This is a genomic window from Streptomyces sp. NBC_01314, assembly GCF_041435215.1.
Lineage (GTDB): Bacteria > Actinomycetota > Actinomycetes > Streptomycetales > Streptomycetaceae > Streptomyces.
Genome location: NZ_CP108394.1, coordinates 5,789,920 through 5,812,276, shown reverse-complemented (window position 1 = coordinate 5,812,276; position 22,357 = coordinate 5,789,920). Strand labels below are relative to the sequence as shown.

General features: G+C 71.3%; 14 protein-coding genes, 1 tRNA gene and 4 pseudogenes. 8 read left to right on the top strand and 11 right to left on the bottom strand.

Features of this window, described 5'->3' with window-relative positions; genetic code table 11:
* Nucleotides 1-338: 338 nt before the first annotated feature.
* The gene (locus OG622_RS25445; RefSeq protein WP_371578938.1) at nucleotides 339-5,717 is read left to right on the top strand and encodes a PAS domain-containing protein; all 5,379 of its coding nucleotides are present in this window, start codon (nucleotides 339-341) and stop codon (nucleotides 5,715-5,717) included.
* Between the two features lie 73 nt (nucleotides 5,718-5,790).
* On the opposite strand, the gene OG622_RS25440 is transcribed toward OG622_RS25445, so the two are convergent.
* The 6 genes and pseudogenes from OG622_RS25440 to OG622_RS25415 all read right to left on the bottom strand — a co-directional run bounded on the left by OG622_RS25440 (nucleotide 5,791) and on the right by OG622_RS25415 (nucleotide 11,947).
* The gene (locus OG622_RS25440; RefSeq protein WP_371578937.1) at nucleotides 5,791-7,449 is read right to left on the bottom strand and encodes a long-chain fatty acid--CoA ligase; all 1,659 of its coding nucleotides are present in this window, start codon (nucleotides 7,447-7,449) and stop codon (nucleotides 5,791-5,793) included.
* Nucleotides 7,450-7,649: 200 nt separating this feature from the next.
* Nucleotides 7,650-8,165 (bottom strand): SigE family RNA polymerase sigma factor, encoded by a 516-nt coding sequence (locus tag OG622_RS25435; RefSeq protein WP_371584212.1) that lies wholly within the window; start codon nucleotides 8,163-8,165, stop codon nucleotides 7,650-7,652.
* 435 nt (nucleotides 8,166-8,600) lie between these two features.
* Nucleotides 8,601-9,767 carry a lipid-transfer protein gene (locus OG622_RS25430; protein ID WP_371578936.1) on the bottom strand — a complete coding sequence of 389 codons (1,167 nt, stop codon included), beginning with the start codon at nucleotides 9,765-9,767 and terminating at the stop codon, nucleotides 8,601-8,603.
* Between the two features lie 170 nt (nucleotides 9,768-9,937).
* Nucleotides 9,938-10,330, bottom strand: a pseudogene (locus OG622_RS25425) (MaoC/PaaZ C-terminal domain-containing protein); the annotation flags it as partial.
* Complete coding sequence (locus OG622_RS25420) at nucleotides 10,327-11,376, bottom strand: OB-fold domain-containing protein (protein ID WP_371578935.1); 1,050 nt, start codon at nucleotides 11,374-11,376, stop codon at nucleotides 10,327-10,329. The pseudogene OG622_RS25425 and the gene OG622_RS25420, both read right to left, overlap by 4 nt.
* Nucleotides 11,377-11,640: 264 nt before the next feature.
* Nucleotides 11,641-11,947, bottom strand: a pseudogene (locus OG622_RS25415) (hypothetical protein).
* 353 nt (nucleotides 11,948-12,300) lie between these two features.
* Here OG622_RS25415 and OG622_RS25410 point away from each other — a divergent pair.
* Nucleotides 12,301-13,173 (top strand): bifunctional DNA primase/polymerase, encoded by an 873-nt coding sequence (locus OG622_RS25410; protein WP_371578934.1) that lies wholly within the window; start codon nucleotides 12,301-12,303, stop codon nucleotides 13,171-13,173.
* 407 nt (nucleotides 13,174-13,580) lie between these two features.
* Here OG622_RS25410 and OG622_RS25405 read toward each other — a convergent pair whose 3' ends face one another.
* Together OG622_RS25405 and OG622_RS25400 are read right to left on the bottom strand one after the other, a co-directional pair.
* A complete protein-coding gene (locus tag OG622_RS25405) occupies nucleotides 13,581-13,790 on the bottom strand; it encodes an antitoxin (protein WP_371578933.1) in 210 nt (69 codons plus the stop codon).
* A 128-nt stretch (nucleotides 13,791-13,918) separates the two neighbouring features.
* On the bottom strand, nucleotides 13,919-14,419 hold the full coding sequence (locus tag OG622_RS25400; RefSeq protein ID WP_371578932.1) for a hypothetical protein: 501 nt from the start codon (nucleotides 14,417-14,419) through the stop codon (nucleotides 13,919-13,921).
* A gap of 214 nt (nucleotides 14,420-14,633) precedes the next feature.
* Between OG622_RS25400 and OG622_RS25395 the strand changes: the two genes are divergently transcribed.
* A complete protein-coding gene (locus tag OG622_RS25395) occupies nucleotides 14,634-16,157 on the top strand; it encodes a helix-turn-helix domain-containing protein (protein ID WP_371578931.1) in 1,524 nt (507 codons plus the stop codon).
* A gap of 244 nt (nucleotides 16,158-16,401) precedes the next feature.
* On the opposite strand, the pseudogene OG622_RS25390 reads toward OG622_RS25395, so the two are convergent.
* Both OG622_RS25390 and OG622_RS25385 read right to left on the bottom strand, forming a co-directional pair.
* A pseudogene (locus tag OG622_RS25390) lies at nucleotides 16,402-16,538 on the bottom strand (YdcF family protein); the annotation flags it as partial.
* 148 nt (nucleotides 16,539-16,686) lie between these two features.
* Nucleotides 16,687-16,771, bottom strand: a tRNA-Ser gene (locus tag OG622_RS25385).
* Between the two features lie 148 nt (nucleotides 16,772-16,919).
* Between OG622_RS25385 and OG622_RS25380 the strand changes: the two are divergent.
* The 3 genes and pseudogenes from OG622_RS25380 to OG622_RS25370 form a co-directional block, all read left to right on the top strand.
* Nucleotides 16,920-17,277: pseudogene (locus OG622_RS25380) on the top strand (IS5/IS1182 family transposase); the annotation flags it as partial.
* Between the two features lie 69 nt (nucleotides 17,278-17,346).
* Nucleotides 17,347-17,592, top strand: coding sequence for a DUF2283 domain-containing protein (locus OG622_RS25375; protein WP_371578930.1), 246 nt, complete (start codon nucleotides 17,347-17,349; stop codon nucleotides 17,590-17,592).
* 79 nt (nucleotides 17,593-17,671) lie between these two features.
* Nucleotides 17,672-18,175, top strand: a complete 504-nt coding sequence (locus OG622_RS25370; protein WP_371578929.1) for a hypothetical protein — start codon at nucleotides 17,672-17,674, stop codon at nucleotides 18,173-18,175.
* 329 nt (nucleotides 18,176-18,504) lie between these two features.
* On the opposite strand, the gene OG622_RS25365 is transcribed toward OG622_RS25370, so the two are convergent.
* A complete protein-coding gene (locus OG622_RS25365) occupies nucleotides 18,505-20,286 on the bottom strand; it encodes a S1C family serine protease (RefSeq protein WP_371578928.1) in 1,782 nt (593 codons plus the stop codon).
* Between the two features lie 253 nt (nucleotides 20,287-20,539).
* Between OG622_RS25365 and OG622_RS25360 the strand changes: the two genes are divergently transcribed.
* Together OG622_RS25360 and OG622_RS25355 are read left to right on the top strand one after the other, a co-directional pair.
* Complete coding sequence (locus tag OG622_RS25360) at nucleotides 20,540-21,349, top strand: glycerophosphodiester phosphodiesterase (protein ID WP_371578927.1); 810 nt, start codon at nucleotides 20,540-20,542, stop codon at nucleotides 21,347-21,349.
* A gap of 422 nt (nucleotides 21,350-21,771) precedes the next feature.
* Nucleotides 21,772-22,314, top strand: a complete 543-nt coding sequence (locus OG622_RS25355) for an ATP-binding protein (RefSeq protein ID WP_371578926.1) — start codon at nucleotides 21,772-21,774, stop codon at nucleotides 22,312-22,314.
* Nucleotides 22,315-22,357: the final 43 nt, after the last annotated feature.

Below are 22,357 nucleotides of genomic sequence, written 5' to 3'. Positions count from 1 at the left end.
ACATCGCGCGTACTAAGGGAGCGCAAGAAGGTCGCGCAAGAAGGGAACAGGTGAAATCGGCCATCCGATGAGGGGCGCGGACAGTCCCCTCGGCGACCGTGTACAGCCCGTACATATGTCCCGCCGCCGGGGCCGCCCGGCAAAACGCACGGTCACGGCATCCGCGTTCGTACAGTCACGGCATCTCCGTATGTTCGGTGTGCGACCTCCCTCTCATCCGGCGTCGCGAGCGCAACCTCTGCCCGTAGACTCCCTCGCGTGACACGTTGCGGGCCGGTTGGCAAGATGGCCACGGGCCCAGTGGTCGGCAAGGTGCGGTAACAGGGAGGAAGCGTCTCGTGAGCAGCAGGCCATCCCGAGGCGCTGCTCGCCTCGCAGCCATACTGGACGCACTTCCCGACGCGTTGGTGCTGGTCAACGCCAATGGGACCGTCGTCAACGCCAACACGATCGCGCTGGAGGCCTTCGAGACTCCCGGGACCGCGTTGGTCGGGCGCGGGTTGCTGGACCTGCTGCCCGAGTTCGACTCCCGGCTCATCCCGGGCTCCATGCGGCGGCCCGACACCATGGACCCGACGGGACGGACCAAGCCGACCCGTATGACCGCCCGCCGGACCGACGGCAGCGAGTTCCCGGTCGAGGTCACAAGCGCGAATCTGGAGAACGGGCAGCAGGCGTACGACGGTTACGGCTCTGCCAATGACGAGCTGCTCATGCTGGTCGTACGGGATCTTTCGGGCACCGTCGACACCGAGGCCGAACTCGCACGTTCGCAACGGCAGACCGAGATGATTTTGCGGGCGGCGTCCGAGGGTGTGGTCGGGACGGACACGGACGGGCGGATCGTCCTCGTCAATCCGGCCGCCTCCCAGATACTGGGTTATCGGGCCAGCGACCTCGGCGGACGCGAGCTGCACACGCTCGTGCTGCACTCGCGCGAGGACGGCGCTCCCTTCCCGTACGGCGAGTCGCCGCTCGCGGACACCCTGCGGTCCGGGCGCAAGCACCGGGTGCGCGGGCAGGTGCTGTGGTCGAAGAACGGCGAGAAGGTGTCGGTCGACCTGACGACCGCGCCGGTGCGTGACGGGGATCAGCTCGTCGGTGCCGTGATGACGTTCACCGACCGGCGGCCGTACGACAAGCTCGCCGAGGAGAAGGACTCCGAGGCCGAGACGCACGCGGAGGAGCTGGAGCGGCTCGCCAAGGAGCACGCCGAGGAACTCGCGAACGTCCGGGAGGAGCACACCGCCGAGCTGGCCGAGCTGAGCGAGCAGCACGCCGAGGAGCTCGCCGCCGGCGACGAGCGGTACGCGGCGCTCGGGGAGCGCGAGAAGGACCGGTACGAGGCGCTGGCCGCACGGCACGAGCAGCTGCTCGCCGTGCTGGGCACCTCGCTGCGCGGCCCGCTCGACCAACTCCGCGGTGAACTGGGCACGCTCGCCGCCGACGACGCCGGGCAGCTGTGGCCCGAGGCCAACCAGGTGCTGCATCACCTGACCGCCGGGTACTCGCGGATCACGACGCTCATCGACAACGTGCTCGGCTACCAGCGGATCGACACGGGCGAGGACGGTCTCGTGCGTACGGCCGTCATGCTCGACGCGGTCGTCGCGGCCGGTGTCGACGGGGCCGTGGAGCTGGTCGGGCCGGGTCGGGTGCAGTTCGCCGTGCACGCGCCGCCCATCGAGGCCGAGGTGGACCAGGTGCGGCTCGCGACCGCGCTCGCGCATCTCGTCGCGGATGTCGCCGGTGTCGACGCGACGGGCAACGCGCCCCTGTCCGCCGGTGGCTACATGGACAACACGGTCGTCGTGGCGGCCGCGCAGCGCGGTGAGGTCGTCCGGATCGAGGTGCGCGGACCGTACGCCGGGGGAGACCCGGTGCACCAGCCGATCGTCCAGGGGATCGTGCGGGCGCACGGTGGTGTGCTCCAGACGGTCGAGGTGCCGGGGATGAGCGGCAGCGCGTATGTGCTGGAGGTACCGCTGGGTGGCGGTGCCGGGGCCATGCCCGCCGCGGCGCTGCCCGTTGCGACGGGCGCCGAGGCCGACTCCGGACCCATGGCCACCGGTGCCGAGGTCGCCCTGTCGGAGCAGGCCCCCGTCGGTGGTGGACGCAGGCGTGCGCGGCGGTCGTCGGTGGACGCGTTCCTGGAGAGCGAGGACGCTCCCGAGAGCCAGGCCCCCGAGGGCGCTGTCGCCCCGACCGGGCGGCGCAGGCGCAGGGCGGAGGAGGCGGCGGTCGCGGCTGGTGCGGCGGACGGTGTTTCGGCCGCCGGTGCCGGGGAGGGCCCCGTGCCCGCGCAGGGCGCCGAGGCCGAGGGCGCTGGGGGTACCGGGCGGCGGCGTGGGCGTGGTACCTCCGCCGAAGCCGGCGGTGAGGCCGTGGCCGCCGAGGGCGCGGTCGTCATGGCGGCCGAGCACGCGGCGGGTGCCGCTGCCGCCGCCAACGGACTGGGCGGGACAGTGCCGCCGCAGGGTGTGCCCGCACCCGGCGGGCGGCGCGCCCGCCGGGAACCCGCCGCGCAGAACGCTCTGCCACCGGCGCTGCCCGCAGCGCCGAGCCCGGTCACCGAGGAGACCGCGGCCGACGCCGGCTCCGGCGAGGCGTCCGGCGCCCAGCAGCCCACCGGACGCCGTCGTCGCGCCCTCGCCAGCGCGGAGGAGCGCGCCGCCACGCCCGAGCCGGGCGCGCGAGCCGTCTTCGCGCTGCCGCCGGCCGAGGCCGACCGTGGGCCCGAGTACGCGCAGGCGGCCGGACTCGGTCCGGTACCCCTGGCCGCGGGGCCAGGTGCGCCCGGCGCTCCCATGCCGATGCCCATGCCCATGCCTCTGCCTCTGCCTCTGCCTCTGCCTCTGCCTCTGCCTCTGCCTGCCGGAACCGCCGTGCCCGTACAGGGCGTGGAGGGGTACGGCAGTGAGGGCGGCCAGGGTGCGGTCGGCGCGGGCGGGGGCTTGGTCCCTGCCGCTGCGGGGCAGCCGCTTCCCACTGGACAGCCGGTTCCCGCCGGGGGGCCTGCGCAGGCTGCGGGACCCGTGCCGCCAGGGGGAGTTGTGCCCCCCACCGGAGGACCCGCGCTCGCCGGAGGGCCGGTGCCCGCCGCCGGCATCGGACAGCAGGTCGGTGACATCGGGCAGCAGATCCCGCAGGTCGGCGCGGTGGCGCCGGGTGGCGTCGTCGGCCCGGGTGCGGGTCAGGTAGTCGGCGCGGGCCAGGCCGTCGGCGCCGTTCAAGGCACTGCTGCGGGGCAGGCCCCGGGCGTGGGTCGGGGTCAGGCCGCCGGTGCCGGGCAGGTCCCCGGCGTGGGTCAAGTGGCCGCCGCGGCACAGGTGTCGGGGGTCCCGGCCGGTGGTGTCGACGACGGTCGGCATGACGCCGCGCCGCACAGCCCGGCCGACGACCACACACCGCCGCAGCCGCACCCGGTGCCCACCCCGACAGGTCGCCGCCGGGCGGTACGACAGCCCGCTCCCGGGCAGGGTGACGGCGTAGCCATGATGGCGCCCGCGCAAGGGGTGTCCGCCCAGGGTGCTCCCGCGCAGGAGGTACCGGGACAGCCGGGACTCGCTCAGGGAGGACCGGGGCAGCCCGTGCTCGCGCAGGGCGCAGCGATGGCCTCCGCGCAGCCCGTGTCCGCCCAGGCTGTCCTGGGCGGCCCGCGGCCCCTTGCCGCCCAGGGTGTGCAAGGCGGCCCGCAGCAGGTGCCACCCTCCCAGGCCGCCGTTGCCGCTGCTCCCGGTCAGCCCGTCGCTCCGCAGGGGGTTCCCGGGGGCGCCACCCAGGCAGCCGTCGGGCAGGCCCTCCCCGGGCAGGCGGCCACCGGGCAAGCTCTCGCCGCACAGGCCGCTGCCGCCCAGGCCGGCCCCGGACAGCCCGCCGTCGGACAGCCCGCGGTCGGACAACACGTCGCCGCACAGGGCGCCGTCCCGCCGCACGGGGCCCCCGGTGGCCCGCAGCAGGTGCCCGCGCAGGTCGGCGCCCTCGGCCAGTCCGTCCTCGTACCGGGAGTTCAGGGGGTACAGGGCGTACAAGGGGTTCAGGCCGTGCAGAGCGCACAGCCGGTCCAGGGCACCGCCCAACCCGTACCCGCCCAAGGTGTGCCCGGCACCCAGCAGCCCGTCCCCGCTCAGGGTGCGGCCCCCGGCGCGCCCCAGGCCCAGTCCTGGCCCGACCCCCGCCACGCGACCTTCGGCGCCGGCATCCCCGTAGCTCCTCCGCAGGTGCCGCTGCCCCCTCAGTCGACCCCCTCCTCGGGAACCCCGCTGCCGCCGGAGGTCGCCGTCCAGCAGCAGCCGCGCGCCGCGCAGCCGTTGCCCGCCGAGGCCACGGCCCCGGCCGCCCAGGCCCAGGCCCAGGCGCAGGCGCAGGCGCAGGCGCAGGCGCAGGCCACGCCGACGAACCCGGCCCCCGCTCCCGCCCCCGTCGACCCCAGCTCCACCCACGAACGGGCGATCAGTGTGCGGACGCTCGGCCAGGGCGTCCCGTTCTCCCGCCAGGGCGGCCCCCAGGCGCAAGCGCAGGTCCAGGCAGGCGCGCAGGCGCAGCCCCAGGCCGGAGCCACGCCCGCCCCGAACCAACCCGGCGGTTCCGGCAGGCGCCGGAAGCTCGGGACACCGCCCCAGCCGACCGGCGACCGCCCCGAGACCGGCGCGCGCCCCCACCCGCAGTCCACCCCGACCAACGGCACCGGCCTCCGCATCGGCGCCGGCCAGACCCCGCCTCAGGCCCAGGCAGCCGCGCAGGTGTCGCAGCCCTCGCTCGCCGGCCAGGCCCCGTTGCCCGCGCAGCCGTCCCTCGCCGGGCAGGTTCCGCTCCCGCCGCAGCCGTCCCTCGCCGGGCAGGCCCGGCTGACGGGCCGTACCGAGGGTGCCGGGCGGTCGTATGCCATAGGGGCGCCCGATGTGAACGCGGACGAAGGTCCCGAGCCGCTCGACGGGCCCGGCGGTGCGGTGGAGGTCCCTGACCGGCCGCATCCACAGCCGATGGACGACGAGTTGCCGCCGGAGCCGCTGGACAACCCCCGCCGGCTGCTGGTGTGGCCCGCGCCGGACGCGACGACCCACCAGGCGCTGAGCGACCGCGGCTACCGGCCCGTCATCGTGAACTCCCGTGAGGACGTGGACGCCCAGATCTCCGCCTACCCGGCCGCCCTGTTCGTCGACCCGCTGACCGGGCCCATCACCCGCACGGCACTCCAGTCGCTGCGCCAGGCCGCCGTGGCCGCCGAGGTCCCCGTCCTCGTGACGGCGGGGCTCGGCCAGGCGACGCGGGAGGCGGCGTACGGTGCCGACCCGGCCATCCTGCTGAAGGCGCTCGCGCCGCGTGACTCCGAGCAGCACCCACCGCGCGTGCTGCTCATCGAGGAGCACGCGGAGATCGCGCTCGCCCTGACCGCGACGCTGGAACGGCGTGGCATGCAGGTCGCGCGCGCCGCGTCGGACACGGACGCGGTCACGCTGGCCGCGCAGATGCGGCCCAACCTCGTGGTGATGGACCTGCTTCAGGTGCACCGCCGCCAGGCCGGAATCATCGACTGGCTGCGTACGAACGGCCAGTTGAACCGCACCCCGCTCGTCGTCTACACCGCCGCCGTCGACCCGTCCGAACTTCCGCGCCTGGCCTCGGGGGAGACGGTCCTCTTCCTCGCGGAACGCTCGACGAGCACCGACGTACAGACCCGGATCGTGGACCTGTTGGCACGAGTCGGCACGAACTGATCCCGCAACGCATGAGGGTGGGGCGGTGTTTCACGTGAAACACCGCCCCACCCTCACCTGACTACGACGCTTCCTAGATCTGCGTCACGTCCAACGCGCCCTCCGCGTACTGCCTCCGCAGCACCTTCTTGTCGAACTTGCCCACGCTCGTCTTCGGCACCGACTCGATGATCGTCCAGCGCTCGGGGAGCTGCCACTTGGCGATGTGGCCCTCGTCGGCGAGGAAGGAGCGGAGGGCGGTGAAGTCGGTGGTGGAGCCCTCCTTCAACACGACGGTGGCGAGGGGGCGTTCGCCCCACTTCTCGTCCGGTACGGCGACGACGGCGGCCTCGGCGACGTCCGGGTGGGCCATGAGGGCGTTCTCCAGCTCGACGGAGGAGATCCACTCGCCGCCGGACTTGATGACGTCCTTGGCACGGTCGGTGAGGGTGAGGAAGCCGTCGGGGCTGATGGTGCCGACGTCGCCCGTCTTCAGCCAGCCGTCCTCGCTGAACTTGTCGTCGGGGCGGACGTGTTCGGCGCCTGAACCGCCGTAGTACGCGCCCGCGATCCAGGGGCCGCGGACCTCCAGCTCACCGGCGGACTCGCCGTCCCAGGGGAGGCGCTCGCCGCCGGGGCCGGAGAGGCGGGCCTCGACGGAGGCGGGGAAGCGGCCCTGGGTGAGGCGGTAGGCGAGCTCCTCCTCCGAACCGGCCTCCACACCGGCCGGCGGCCGGGCGATCGTGCCGAGCGGGGAGGTCTCCGTCATGCCCCAGGCGTGGCAGACGCGCATGCCGAGCTTGTCGAAGGCCTCCATGAGGGAGGGCGGACAGGCCGAGCCGCCGATGGTGACCTGGGTGAGCGAGGCGACCTCACGAGGACGGGCGGACAGCTCCGTGAGCAGGCCCTGCCAGATGGTGGGGACGGCGGCGGCGTGCGTCGGCTTCAGCGTCTCGATCATCTCGGCGAGCGGGCCGGGCTGCAGGAACCGGTCCGGCATCAGCATGTTGACGCCGGTCATGAAGGTCGCGTGCGGCAGGCCCCAGGCGTTGACGTGGAACTGCGGGACGACGACGAGCGAGAGGTCCACGTCCGTCAGGCCCATGGACTGGGCCATGTTGACCTGCATGGAGTGCAGGTAGATCGAACGGTGGGAGTAGACGACGCCCTTGGGGTCGCCGGTGGTGCCTGAGGTGTAACACATGGCCGCGGCGGCGCGTTCGTCCAGCTCGGGCCAGTCGTATGTGGTCGGCTTGCCGGCGATCAGGTCCTCGTACTCGTGCACCTGGACACTGGCTCCGGCGAGCAGCGACCGGTCGCCGGGCCCGGCGACGACGACGTGCTCCACCGGCTTGAGGTGCGGGAGGAGCGGCGCGAGGAGGGGCAGCAGCGAGCCGTTGGCGATGATCACGCGGTCGGCGGCGTGGTTGACGATCCAGGCGAGCTGCTCGGGGGGCAGGCGCAGGTTGAGGGTGTGGAGGACGGCGCCCATGGAGGGGATCGCGAAGTACGCCTCCACGTGTTCCGAGTTGTTCCACATGAGAGTCGCGACCCGTTCGTCGCCGTCGACTCCCAGGTCCTCGCGCAGGGCGTGGGCCAGCTGCGCGGCGCGGACGCCGATCTCGGCGTAGGAGCGGCGTTCGGGCTCACTCTCGCCGGTCCAGGTGATCACCTGCGACGTCCCGTGGATGCTCGATCCGTGGGTCAGGATCCTGGAGATCAACAGCGGTACGTCCTGCATGGTGCTCAGCACGGCGTCCTCCCGGGGCGGCTCTGCCTACGCGGTGGTAACGGTCGCGCCGATTCTGCTCGCATACCGATCGGTATGTCACTAGGGGACAAGATGATCGATCAGACAGAGTCGCCCGCGGAGTCCGAGTCCGAGCCGTCCCCAGTCCGGGTCCGGGTCAGATTCCGAGCAGGCGGGAACCACCTGACAGGCCAACGAACGACTCAGCGCACGGGTTCCAGTTCGGGGTCCTCGCGCAGCTTGCCCAGCGCGCGCGACACCGCCGACTTCACCGTGCCGACCGAGACGTTGAGGACCTCGGCCGTCTGGACCTCGCTCAGGTCCTCGTAGTACCTGAGGACGACCATGGCCCGCTGCCGCGCCGGCAACTTCATGATCGCGCGCCACATCGCGTCGTGCAGCGACTGCTGCTCGGCCGGGTCGGCGGCCTGGACCCCCTCGGGCTCCGGCAGTTCTTCGCACGCGAACTCGTCCACCTTGCGCTTGCGCCACTGGGACGTGCGGGTGTTGAGCAGCGCCCGGCGTACATAGCCGTCGAGGGCCCGGTGGTCCTCGATGCGTTCCCAGGCGACATACGTCTTGGCCAGCGCGGTCTGCAGCAGGTCTTCGGCGTCGCACGGGTTCGCGGTGAGTGACCGGGCGGTCCGCAGCAACACCGGCTGGCGGGCCTTCACGTACGCCGAGAACGACGGGTACGACAGGTTCGTCAGCCCCGACAGGGCCGGCCGGGTCGAGGCCGAACGGGCCGGGGCCGATCGGACCGGGGTCGAACGGGCCGGGGCCGATCGGACCGGGGTCGAACGGGCCGGGGCCGATCGGACCGGGGTCGATCGGACGGGGGTCGATCGGGCCGAGGCCGACAGGGCCCGCGTCACTGGTGCAGCGGCCTTCGCAGCGCTGGTGCAGACGGGTGTGGTCATGGGTCCACGCTAGGAGCGGGCCCCGCCCGGCAAATCGGCCGCAGGTCCCGAAGACGAATCCCCCTCAGGTTGTAGGAGTAGGGCAGACCCCACCTACTGAAGGTGGATGAACAGCCCCCAGGTACTGAGGGTGCACCCCTGAGAGAACGACCTCTGAGAAGGACCTGCCCAGGTTGTACGGCTCCGGACCCCGGGGTGCCCGAAACCCCCCTTCAGCCGCCACACCCGGACCGCTCACCCGTCCGTCCCCAGCACCAACCCCGAGGTCGGCACCCCGGTACCCGCGGTGACCAGCACCCGCTCGGCGCCGGGTACCTGGTTCACGGAGGTGCCCCGCAGCTGCCGTACCGCCTCCGCGATGCCGTTCATCCCGTGCAGATACGCCTCGCCGAGCTGGCCGCCATGGGTGTTGAGCGGCAGCCGCTCCTCGGCCACGAAGTCCGCCGCCTCCCCCGGCCCGCAGAACCCGAACTCCTCCAGCTGCATCAGCACGAACGGCGTGAAGTGGTCGTACAGGATGCCCACGTCGATGTCGTCCGGGCCGAGCCCGGAGGTCCGCCGCAGCTGCCGGGCGACGACGCCCATCTCCGGCAGCCCGGTGAGATCACCCTCGTAGAAGCCGGTCATCTGCTGCTGTGCCCGGCCCGCGCCCTGGGCGGCCGCCACGACCACGGCGGGCGGCTTCGGCAGATCCCGCGCGCGCTCCAGCGAGGTCACGACGAGCGCCTGGCCTCCGTCCGTCTCCTGGCAGCAGTCCAGCAACCGCAACGGTTCGACGATCCAGCGCGAGGCCGCGTGGTCGTCGAGGGTGATGGGACGGCCGTGGAAGTACGCCGCCGGGTTCGTCGCCGCGTACTTCCGGTCGACCACGGCCACGTGCCCGAACGCCTCGGGGGTCAGCCCGTACGCGTGCAGGTAGCGCTGCGCCGCCATCGCCACCCACGAGGCGGGCGTGAGCAGCCCGAACGGCAGCGTCCAGCCCAGCGCCACGCCCTCCGCCGACGGCTCCCGATGCCGTACGCCCGACCCGAACCGCCGTCCCGAGCGTTCGTTGAAGGCCCGGTAACAGACCACGACCTCCGCCACGCCCGTCGCGACCGCGAGCGCCGCCTGCTGCACGGTCGCGCACGCGGCGCCGCCGCCGTAGTGGACGCGGGAGAAGAAGGACAGCTCGCCGATGCCGGCCGCCTGCGCGACCGTGATCTCCGGGCTCGTGTCCATCGTGAACGTCACCATCCCGTCCACGTCCGCCGGCGCCAGCCCCGCGTCGTCCAGCGCCGCCCGCACCGCCTCCACGGCCAGCCGCAGCTCACTGCGCCCCGAATCCTTGGAGAAGTCGGTCGCGCCGATCCCGACGATCGCGGCACGACCGCCGAGCCGATCCTTGGTTCGTACGCTCATTCGACATCCCTTGTCGTGAGGGCGGGGGCGCTCCCGACCGCGCCCCCGACGGAAGGCGAGGAGGGACCGTCCGCGTCCGGGTCCGCCTGGCTCTCCGGCTCCGGCTGTGTCTGCCTCTGCGGCTCCGACTCCGGCTCCGGCTCCGGCTCCGGCTCCGGCTGCATCTCCGTCTCCGTCTCCGGAAGCGTGAGCGTGACCGTTCCGGTGACGTGTCTGCCGATGGCGTTCTCGCCGATGACCCTGACCGTGGCCGTGTGGCCGTCGGTCGTCTCGACCGTGCCGGTCAACACCAGCGTGTCGCCGGGGTAGTTGGGCGCGCCGAGCCGGACGGACACCTTGCGGAGGACGGCGGCCGAGCCGAAGTGGTCGGTGACATACCGCCCCACCAGCCCGTTCGTCGTCAGGATGTTCATGAAGACGTCCGGTGACCCGCGCCGCCGCGCCAGCTCCGGATCGTGGTGCACGTCCTGGAAGTCGCGCGAGGCGATCGCCCCCGCGACGACGAGCGTGCGGGTGATCTCGATCTCCAACGGCTGCAGCACGTCACCGGCCTCGGTCCTCATACGCGCGTCGCCTCCTCTTCCACGCGGAACACCGGCAACTCCAACTCCTCGTCGTAACGCGCGAATTCGAGCCGAACGGACATCCCGATCCGCACCTTGTCGTACGGCACCCCGATGACGTTGCTGACGATCCGCACCCCTTCCGCCAGCTCGATCAGCCCCACGGCGTACGGCGGATCGAAGGCCGGGAAGGGCGGGTGGTGCATGACGACGTACGAGTGGACCGTGCCGTCGCCGCTCGCCTCGACCGTGTCCCACTCGGGCGAACCGCACGCGTTGCAGCCCGGAAGCCAGGGGAGACGAAGCGTGGCGCAGTCGGAACAGCGTTGGATGAGGAGGCGGTGGCGCTGGACGCCTTCCCAGAAACCGGCGTTGTCGCGGTTGACGACGGGGCGGGGGCGCCGGGGCTTTTCTTCCTGGGCCTTTACTTCCTGGGGCTGTTGTTTCTGCGCTTCTTGGGGCTGTCGCTCCTGTACTTCCTGGGGCTGTTGCTCCCGGAGCCGGGGCCCGCGCTCGCCCTGATCGTCGGCCTGGGCGCGTTCGCCGGGGGCGTTGGCCGGCGCGTACTTGAGGATTCGGAAGCGATGGGTGCCGACGAGTTCGTCGCCTCCCTCGCCGACTCGCACATCCATACGGGTCGTGACGAAGTACCCCGTGCCGAGCCTGGTGGTCTTCCGCTCCGACACCGACTCGATGACCGAGTCGAACACGATCTCGTCCCCCGGCCGCAGCGCCCGCAGATACTCCTGCTCGCAGTCGGTGGCGACGACGGAGGTGTACCCGGCGCCGTCGAGCAGCGCGAGGAGTTCGCCGTACGGCGCCGAGCGGGTCTCGTGCCCGCTCAGCCCGCCCATCGTCCACACCTGGAGCATGGTGGGCGGAGCGATGGCGTCCGGTCCGGTGTACGCGGGGTTGGTGTCCCCCATGGCCTCGCACCAGTGCCGGATCATGGGCGAGTTGACGGGATCCTTGCCACGGCCGCCGATGACGGCCGCGCGCCCTTCGTAGGCCTTGAGCCGTACGGACAGGTCCTCGGTCACCGCCACCGTTCCCCCTCCGAAGTTTTCTGACTGTCCGTCAGATTGAAGGAACTGGCGCCGGAACTGTCAAGGTCGCCGAGGCACCTCGTGCGAACACTCACGAGATCACCGGAAACGCCTGTGCGGCGGTGCCGAAGCAGCGCCGCACAGGCGTGTCACACCCCACAGACATGTCCCACGCGTCCTGCACCCGAGGGTCGGACCCCGAGGCCTCAGGGCCGTGGCGACCTCATCCGCCCGCCCTCGCCCCCCGGCCCGCCCTCGATCGGCTCACCAGAGGTCGGTGAAGCTGACGACGGCGTGCTTCTGATCGATGGCCGTGAGGCCGGAGCCGTTGACCTGGGCGGTGTTGTTCTGGTTCGAGGCACCCGAGCCGTTCGCCTGCTGCTGCGAGGTCGACGAGTTGCCCTTGTTGTCGTGGCCGACACCGCTGCCGACGATGTTCGCCACGCCGGGCGTTCGATCCGTCGTCCGCGAAGGAGCCGTTGTCGGCCGTGGCGACGCCTGCGAAGAGGGCGGCGGCGAGCGGGAGCGCCGAGACTGCGGCGAGAACGCGGGCGGTACGGATGCTTGCCATGCGCATTCCCTCCAGGGCTTTCGCACAGGTACGGGCTGTCCCGAGGCGGTTGGCCGACCGCCTCGATGCCGGCCTTCGAGGTCGCGATCCAAGAGCTGCCCACCGAATCCCCGGCGAACCACCCCGGAAGCTCCCATTCCCTCCGAAGTGTGATGACAAGTCGATAAACCCCCTTCGATCAAGGAACTCCCAGCTCAGCAGGGATGAGCCCGGCGAACGACAGCAAGATCAAGCGGGACAAGGGGCGAAGCGTTCCGGCGGCTTTCCGGCCAACCCGCGAACAGACCCTCGACGACCGAAAGGACACCCCGGACCCCCTTCCCTTTATCGAACACCCGTACGAACATGGAGGTATGGCCACCACAGACCGGCAGGCCGGCACCCTGGCCCTGGCACACGCCCTCTCCGCCGCCGAACGCGGACTGGCGGTGATCCCCCTCTCCCGTTCGAAACTCCCGGCCTTGCGCTCCCCCCACCGGGACGACCCCGCGCCCCGCCCCTGTCACGGCGAGTGCGGCCGCTTCGGCCATGGCGTCCACGACGCCTCCACCGACCCCCGCCGCGTCCGCGAACTCTTCTCCGCCGCCCCCTGGGCCACCGGTTACGGCATCGCCTGCGGCCTGCGCCCCCACCATCTGATCGGCGTCGACCTCGACACGAAATCCGGTACGGACTCCTCGGCGGCCCTCCGCGAACTGGCCCTGCGCCACCTCTTCACGATCCCCGAGACGGTCGTCGTGCTGACCCCCAGCGGCGGACGCCACCTCTGGCTCACCGGCCCGCCCGACGTCGTCGTCCCCAACTCCGCGAGCCGGCTGGCCCCCGGCATCGACATCCGCGGCGCCGGCGGCTACCTCGTCGGCCCCGGCTCCCGCACCGACCACGGTGTCTACGGCACGGCCCCTGGCACCTCCCACCTCCCCCCGGCCCCCTGCCCACCGGCTCTGCTCCGCCTCCTGCTGCCACCGGCGCGCACGAACCCCTCCGGCTCGGCCGGCGGCCACGGCCCCGGACACGGCCACGGGCTGATCCACTTCGTCCTGACCGCCCAGGAGGGCCAACGCAACACCCGCCTCTTCTGGGCCGCTTGCCGCGCGTACGAGAACGGCCTCGACCCCGACCTCACGAACGCGCTGGTCGAGGCGGCCGTACACACGGGCCTCACGGAACGGGAGGCCCGGTCGACGGTGGCCTCGGCGGCACGGATGTCGGGGCGGGGGATGTGAGCGCGAGACTCCGGCCCACCGGACGAACGACCGGCGCCCGCGTTTCCGGACGTCGGTCGCCCGTCGCCGGTCGTGAGTCATCAGTCATCAGTCGTCGGAGCTGGTCGTGGACCGGCTTGGCCGGTTGGTGCCGGGCCGGACGTGGACCGGGCTTGGCGGATCGGTGGTGGGCCTGTTGGCCGGTCGTGGGTCAGTCAGGGGCCAGTAGTGGGCCAGGCATTGGGTCAGTCGTGGAGCCATCGTGGGTCAGTAGCGGAGGGCAACGCGGACGAGTACGCGTCACGCCTCGGAACCCGATCTCGTGCCCTACCCGAACCGCGACGCGAGAGGCGGCCGCGGCGGCCGCCTCTCGCGTGGACGAGTTGGGACTGACGGCCCTCGCGGGCCGCGGCGTCACCACGGCACCCCTACCGGGGCGGGTCCTCGCGGCCGGTCTCCCTCTGCCCTGTCTGCTCCGAGCCCAGCTGCTGCCTGAGCCTCTCCTGCGCGGAGTCGACCTGGCCGCTGTACTTCCCCTGCGTCCTGTCGTCGACGAGGTCGCCGGCCTTGTCGACGCCCTGCCCGGCCTGGTCCTCATGGCCCTTCAGCATCTGCTTGAGCTTGTCCATCACAGACATGGCGGCTCCTTCCGCTGTTTGCGCCATCCCCACCAGAATCAGCGCCCCTCCCACAGACCGCATCTCGTAGCCCCGCCGCACAGGGCCGGCATGCGGTGTGCGTGCCCGGCTCCGGAGGACGGATGCGGTCACTTGCCGCCGGCGCGCGGGGTGCCGATGCGGGTGATCTTGTGGTTGCGGTCCAGCTTGACGACGAGCTTGGTGGTGGCCCCCTGCCCCCAGGTGAGGGTGACGTCGACCTGGCCGGCGGTGCCGGTGCCCTTGACCGTCCACTTCCCCGGGACGTTCTGAGCGTGCAGGATGCCGTCCATTCCGTTGCGGTCCTCCCACTTCGCCAGCTCACGCAGGTAGTCGGCCCGGACGTAGAACTCGCGGAGTTCGGTGGTCAGCCTGCCGTTGTCCGCTTCGAGCTGGGCGTCGATGTAGGCGCCGTAGAAGTCCGCGACATGGGTCACGTCGTCCGACGACTTGCCGCTGATCGTCCGCTGCGCGACGGCGCTCGCCGTAGTCCCTCCCGTGGTCGCCTGAGCCGTCGCGGTAAGCCCCAGCGGCAGGACCACTGCGGCGACGAGGCCCGCGATCAGGGCGGTGCGGCGGCCGTGCTTGCGGGTGGTCGTGTTGCTGTTCATCAGTGTGCTTCCCCGATTTCGATGGGTCCGGAAGTGCGTCGCTGTGTACGGGGCGGCCTCTCGACCCTGTGGCGTGGAGGCGGCTCCGGCGACACCAAGAGCATCGGCGGCCCCTCGGTCCGGCCACAACGGACGGCGACCCACCCGCAACGGTGGAACCGTCCCAGGCCATCTGAGCTCTCCTTATGAGGGGTGCCTGGGATACCGTCCTGGGATGCGAGGCAGGGGAGAACCGGTGTCGGACCAGGACGATGTGGAGGAGTTCGCGGCGCTTCTACGGCGTCTGAAGTCCCGCACGGACCACAGCTACGCGGCACTCGCGCGGCGCCTGAACATGAACGCCTCGACGCTGCACCGGTACTGCGCGGGGGACGCCGTGCCGCTCGGCTTCGCACCCCTGGAACGGTTCGCCGCGATGTGCAAGGCCAGTCCGGCCGAACGGATCGAGCTGCACCGGCGGTGGGTCCTGGCAGTGGCGGCACGACAACGGTCCCGGACGGCGGCCGGGTCCGTACCGGGAGTCGCCGGAGCCCGCTCGGCAGGCAGCGAGGGCCCCATGACCGATGGCGCGGCTGAACTCGAGGCCGAGGTGGCCGCCGACTCCGTCTCCACGACTGCCGCGACTGCCGCCGGCTCCGTGCCCACGACTGCCGCGACTGCCGCCGGCTCCGTGCCCACGACTGCCGCGACTGCCGCCGGCTCCGTGCCCGAAGCCGCGCCCGGCCCCTTGCCCGGCCCCCGGAAGACCTCCGCGGAAAGCCTCCCCGGCTCGGCGCGCGAGCACGACGCGGCGTCGCGCCCCGTATCGCGAAAGCCCTGGTACAGACACCGCGTCGCGGTCACCGCGGCTCTCGTGACCGCGCTGATCGCCACCCTGGGCGGCCTGTCCGCCCTGTCGTCCGGGCACTCCTCGGCCACCAGCGACGACCAGGCGGCCGGCACGACGAACGTGGGCGCACGGCACGGCTCCCCGCCACTGTCCGCCCCCACCTCCTCCAAGCGCGGCCGGCCATCGGGCACGCCCTCGCCGAAGGCACCCGACGCGGACGACCACTCGTCGAGCCCGTCCATGGACGCGTCCAAGAGCCCGTCCAAGAGCCCCTCCGCCAAGCCCGATGCCGCCGTCCCGCCCCTCACCTGGACCGTGAACTCCCAGCTCTGGGCGTCCGGTTGCAATCACAACTACATCATCGACAAGGCACCCCAGCAGGTGCCGCCTCCCCCGGCCCCGCAGGACGCCACCCCGTGGGCGCGTACACAGGGCGCGGTACACGGCGGCCAGACACTCGTGGACGTCTCCGTGCAGGGGCGGACGGACACGGCCGTCGTCCTGGATGCGCTGCGGGTCCGCGTCGTGGGACGGGCCGCCCCGGTGAAGGGCACCGTCTATTTCACGGGCCAGGGCTGCGGCGCCGACCTCGACCCTCGCTCGTTCGCCGTGGATCTGGACATGGACCGGCCGATCGCCCGCTCGGTCCAGGGCGTTGAGGACGGCACGAACTCCGCGGCGATACGCATGCCCTACCAGGTGTCCTCGAAGGATCCCGAGGTGCTGATGATCGACGCCCGGACCGTCGACTGCGACTGCCGCTGGTATCTGGAGCTCGACTGGTCCTCGCAGGGCCGTACCGGCACCGAGCGCATCGACGACCACGGCAGCCCGTTCCGCACCAGCGGCACCAAGGGCCTGCCCTCCTACTGGTACGCGCGCGACGGCTGGACCCCCCTCGCAAACTGAGCGGGATCGACGGCGCGCCGGACCACCACCGTTACAGGGCAGCGATCACGTCCGCAGACTCGCCGCTGGGAATGCCGTGAGGTGTGCAGAGGGGTCGTCGAGCCGAGTCGAATCGTGGAAAACCGCTGGACCGACATTCTCTTGGTTCCGTACTCACCGCGGAACTGCGCGATCACCGGCGCGTCAATCTCCGACTAGGCGGGGCTGAGCTCGCCATGCAAAGGTCCTCGAAGCCGTCCAGAAGCCGTGTCTTCACCTCCTTGCTGACGAGCAGGCCGGATGACACGGGGGTGCGCCGCTCTTCGAGCAAGGCACGGGAGAAGCGGATGTTCTCGCCCGTGTCCGGGCGTTCGGCTCGACGAGGATGACGCTCGCGGGAACCCGGGAGCGACCTCCACCAGGAACAACAGTTGCCGTGCCCCTTGCGTGCCCGGTAGACCGGGAAACCACAGGGAACAGCGGGAGCCCTCGGACACCGACCAAGCCGAAGGCCCCCGACCGATCTAGCTGGTCAGGGGCCGTTCACCTGCGGTGGGTGTGGGATTTGAACCCACGGTGACTCGCGCCACGACGGTTTTCAAGACCGTTCCCTTAGGCCGCTCGGGCAACCCACCTACGCCCCGGCCCACCAGGGACGGAGCGGGTACAGCGTACCGGGCGCGGGCACTGCTCGGAGGGCGTGGTCCACACGGGGTCCACTGGCCCTGTTTCCGGCTGCCAGTGCCGCCGCCCGCGATCGTCCAGACGCGCCCCAGCAATCTGGCCCCTGCTGCGGCATTCGTCATCCTGGACGGCACCCAGCTGTCGATCGACCGTATCGCCGCCGACCGCCCCCACTACTCCGGCAAGGACAAGCGCCACGGCATGAACGTCCAGGTCATCGCTGCTCCCTTGGGACGCCTGCCCTGGGCCTCACCCGCCCTGCCGGGGCCTCTGGAGCACGCTCCCGGCTGGAAAGCGCGCGGTGAACTCCTCACACGCCAAGATCCGCGCCGTCGGCGAACAGGCCAGCGCCACCCTCAAGTCCTGGCGCCACCTACGCAAACTCCCTTGCAGCACCACCCGCATCACGGACATCGTCAAGGCTGTCCTGGTCTTGCAGCTCGCCGCGTCCGCATGAGGTCGGCGAAGTACCGACACGGACGAAAAACAGTGCCGCCGTCAACGACAACGAGGGAGCCAGTTCACCGTGGCAGACGTCAGGGTCACCTACGACAAGACCGCGAATGCAGCGTACGTGTACTTCACCGATCCACAGGTCCACGTGTACTCCGCCCACACGTATCCCTGCGATCCGGTGGACGTCGACGGCATGATCAACCTCGACTTCGACGAGCTGGGCCGCCTCATCGGCATCGAGGTGTTGGCGGCCGGCTCAAAACTGCCCAAGTACCTGCTCCAGTCAGCGGAGCGGCTGGACACCGAAGGTGCATGAAGTAGTGGCGCACGGCAGTCGCCACCGCCCCGCCGCGCTCTACCGCCGGTTGGAAACGCAGCTCCGCCGGTAACCTTCGATGCCGGTCACCACAGGTGAGGGGCAGCAAGTGACGCAGGGCAGCAACCCGGACTATCAAGTGGGCGACATACTCCGGGTGTCGTGTGCGCCGGCCCTGGCACGGGTTACTGAGGTATCGCGGTTTTATGTGGCGATCGAGTGGCCGTGGGGAGGAGTCGATCCTGACTCGCAGTATGGCTGGAACGGCCGGTTCGCCCTGCCTGTCGAACCCGACGGCTGGGAGTGGTCACTCTTCCGAACGGAACAGGACCCACGGACCCTGAAGCCGGACGACACATGCCTCGTCGGAATCCCAGAGACACTGGTGCGCGTCATCGATGTCGGGCACTACGACCCGCCCATGGACACCGGTCGGCTCCCGCGGCCACACACCTTGCTGATCGTGCTTCCCCTCGATCGCCCCAGCGCCGAAGGGACCACCGAAGGCGAAGGGGACACAATCGAGCTGGACTCCGCTCCGCCTGTCGCGATTGAACGAGTCCCGCAGAACGGATTTCGCTAGGTCATGCTCGCGGTTGGCAGCAGGTCGCGAGCTACTACCCGGCCACCCGCCCTGGTGAGGCGGCCAGCCTCCGTGCCACCTGCTGTTTCTCGACGACTTCGACCAGGTTGAGCACGCGTGGTTCTGGACGCTCGTCAGTGAGCACCTGACGGTCGAGATCTTCTACGAGTCGATGGACGGCGGCGAGAACTTCAGGGCCGTACCGATCCCACCGTGGGAGCCTCCGGCCTGACGCCGACCCGCCCCGCCCGTCGTCCCCGCCCCCGGTCCCCGCGCCCGACAGCCGATGGCCGGGGCGTGGGGACGACGGAGGGGGCGTGCGACGAGGGTCAGCTGTCGCCCTCGCGTTCGCCGAGGGTGACGTCCGCCGTGCGGGTCTTGCCGTCACGGGTGTACGTGAGGGTGACCTTGTCGCCGGGGAGGTGGGTCCAGATCTCGCCGATGAGGGTGGGGCCGCTGTCGATGACATGGTCGTCGAGCTTGGTGATGACGTCACCGGGCTTGAGGCCGGCCTTGGCGGCGGGCCCGTCCGCGGTGATGGAGTCCGCGCCACCGTCACCGGAATCCGTGATCTTCGCTCCGCCCGTGCCCTCCTCCAGGGAGACCGAGGCACCGATCACGGGGTACACCGGCTTGCCCGTCCTGATCAGCTGCTGGGCCACGTTCTTGGCCTGGTTGATCGGGATGGCGAAGCCGAGGCCGATGGAGCCCGCCTGGCCGGAGCCGAAGCTGTCGTTGCTGGCGGACTGGATGGCCGAGTTGATGCCGATGACGTTGCCGCGGGCGTCGAGGAGGGGGCCGCCGGAGTTGCCCGGGTTGATCGACGCGTCGGTCTGCAGGGCGCTCATGTAGGAGGCCTTGCTGCCGGAGGAGCCGTCGCTGGAGGCCACCGGGCGGTTCTTGGCGCTGATGATGCCCGTGGTGACCGTGTTGGAGAGGCCGAAGGGCGCGCCGATCGCGATCGTCGAGTCGCCCACCGCGATCTTGTCGGAGTCGCCGAGCGTCAGCGGCTGCAGGTTAGACGGGGCGTTCTTCAGCTTGATGACCGCCACGTCGTACCCCTGCGCGTGGCCGACGACCTCCGCGTCGTACTTCTTGCCGTCCGGGAAGGAGGCCGTCACCTTGCCGCCGTCGACAGCCTCAGCCACCACGTGGTTGTTGGTGACGATGTGGCCTTCCTTGTCGAACACGAAGCCGGTACCCGTACCGCCGTCGCCGTCGCTGTTCGACGCCTCGATGGTGACCGTGCTCGGCAGCGCGGAGGAGGCCACGGCGGCGACCGTGCCGGCCGCGCGCTTGACGTCTCCGCCGTTCTGGGAGGCCGCGACGGTGGTGGAACCGCTGGAGTTGTCGTTGCGGTCGGCCAGCGTGTAGCCGATGCCGCCGCCGACCCCGCCCGCGACCAGCGCGGCCACGAGGATCGCGGCGATCAGACCACCCCGCTTGTTGCCCGCCGGCTTGGGGGCCGGCTGCTGCGTCTGCTGCCACGAGGAGCCCCAGCCGCCGTCACCGGGCCCGCCGGGACCGCCGGTGCCGCCGGCTCCTCCGGCCGCGCCCACGTCGCCGTACGCGCCGCTGCCGTCCGCGTACGCGCCACCGCCGTTGTCCGCGTACGACGGGACGGCCGGCGGTGCCGGAGGCGGCCAGGCGGCGTCGGGCGCGGAGCTCCCGGCCCCACCGGGGGCCTGTCCGTACCCCCCGCCGGGCGCCTGGCCGTATCCCCCGCCGGGCGCCTGGCCCATGCCATAGCCCTGGGCCTGGCCCGCCGCCGCGTAACCGGGCGCCCCGGCGGACACCAGCTCCGGGTGCTGCTGATCAGCCACGGGCTGATGAGCCACCGGCTGCTGTGCCGTCGGCTGCTCCGCCTGTGGCACCTGCGGCTGCACCGCGGTCGCGTCCGGCTTCGGGGCCGTCGGCGGGACCGGCGGGAGCTGGGTCGTCGGTGCGTTGTCGGCGGTCGTTCCGGCCGGGGGCGCCGGGGCGGTCGGCTCCGCCGGGGCCGCGCTCGGCTCGTGCGCCGGGGCCTGCGCGGAGGCAGCGGGAGTTTCCACCGGCACGGGAGGTGCGGACGGGGCCGGTGGTACCGCAGTGCCCTCGTTCTCGGTGCTCACAGCTTTTCTCCTCGATCCACGGCTTCACCTTGTGGCGGTCGACTCTTCTTGATCGCACATCGGACTGTGCGCAAGTTTTGTATGAGGTCAGCTTTTCCCACGAGCCGTCAGGGCACCATAAGCGGTGCCTGTGGGTCCAGGACCATCCCTTATATAGGATCTATTGGACTAATGGCGCGTACTGTGCGTACGAACCCGGTCGTCCACGGTCACCGCCCCCACGCGTACCCCGTCACGGTGGCACCATGACGCGGTGACCCACGTACGACAGCTCCCGATTCAGGTCGTCGCCCACCGAGGGGCCTCCGAGGCGGCCCCCGAGCACACCCTGACCGCGTACAAGAAGGCGATCGAGGACGGTGCGGACGCCCTCGAATGCGATATCCGGCTGACGGCGGACGGCCACCTCGTCTGTGTCCACGACCGACGCGTCAACCGTACGTCGAACGGCCGGGGCGCGGTCTCCGCGCTGGAGCTCGCCGACCTGGCCGCCCTGGACTTCGGCTCCTGGAAGAACGGCGACGAGGCCCCCGACTGGGAGGTCACCCCCGAGGACCGGGCGGACACCTCCGTCCTCACCCTCGAGCGCCTGCTGGAACTCGTGGCCGACGCGGGGCGCCGGGTGGAGCTGGCCATCGAGACCAAGCACCCCACGCGCTGGGCGGGCCAGGTCGAGGAGCGGCTGCTGGTCCTGCTGAAGCGGTTCGGCCTGGACGCTCCGGACACGGCCGCCGACTCGCCGGTGCGGATCATGAGCTTCTCGGCGCGCTCGTTGCACCGCGTCCGCACCGCGTCCCCGACGCTGCCGACGGTCTATCTGATGCAGTTCGTCTCACCCCGGCTGCGCGACGGGCGGCTGCCGAACGGTGTCCGGATCGCGGGCCCTTCGATCCGGATCGTGCGCAACCACCCCGCGTACATCGAGCGCCTGAAGAACGCGGGCCACCAGGTGCACGTGTGGACCGTGAACGAGCCCCAGGACGTCGACCTCTGCGTCGAGTTGGGCATCGACGCCATCATCACCAACCGCCCACGCGCGGTACTCGACCAACTCAGTCGCTGACGACCCCCTCTCCAGGGCCCCCTCCGGCACCCTCTCCGGCGCCCTCTCCGGTGCCATCGAGCACCACCGGGCCCACAGTCTCCGACACCTTCGAACACACCGATCCGACAGCTTCCAACACGTCCTCCGCGACAGCTCCGAACACGCCTCTGTTCACACCTGCGACCACCACGCCGCCACCCGTCGACGCCGTCGCACCACCCTTGACGGAGGTAATAATTCCGCCAAGACGGCCGGACCACACCTGAGGACAAGTCGGCATTTCGGGGACGAAATTCAGCCAGTCGACTACGGGGGGTACACCGGCGCGTTCGGTCCGTATTCGATTGTTGTGAGTGCGTCAGAGCACGTGTTCCGGCCGGTTTCCAGTCCAGTCCAATGGGGCATTCACACCGTGGCGTGGGGCGAAGGAGGTCTCGGGGGTGGCGTTGGTGGTGGCACAGGAGGTGCCCACGTCGTCGAGCATGGCCGTACCCCATGGCCCTGCGGGCGTGGGTGAAGCGAGGCACCGGGTACGCGATCAGTTGCGCGACGGTGGAGTGGCGGAAGCGGTCATCGACGACGCCCTACTGATCCTTTCCGAACTGCTCAGCAATGCCTGCAAACACGGCAGGCCGCTGGGTGACGCACTCGCGGGTGACGGTGATGTGCGCTGCGCCTGGCGCATGGATCCCACCGGGCGGCTCACGGTCGAGGTGACGGACGGCGGTGGTCCGACCCGCCCGCTTCCGTCCACGCCCTCGGTCACCGCACACGGCGGCCGCGGGCTGAACATCGTCACGGCACTGGCCGACGACTGGGGCGTGCGCAACGACGCCCGCGGCGAGGTCACGGTGTGGGTCGTCGTCCAGGACGACTTCTACCGCGCCCACCGCAGGGAGGACTTCGCCGGCCGCGTCGTCGCTCCCTCGGTCTCCACCGTTCCCGACCTGGACTTCGCGGACGCGTTCGAGGACATGGACTGACCCACCGGGCGGCGGCCAGGCGGGTACAACCTGGCCTGAACCA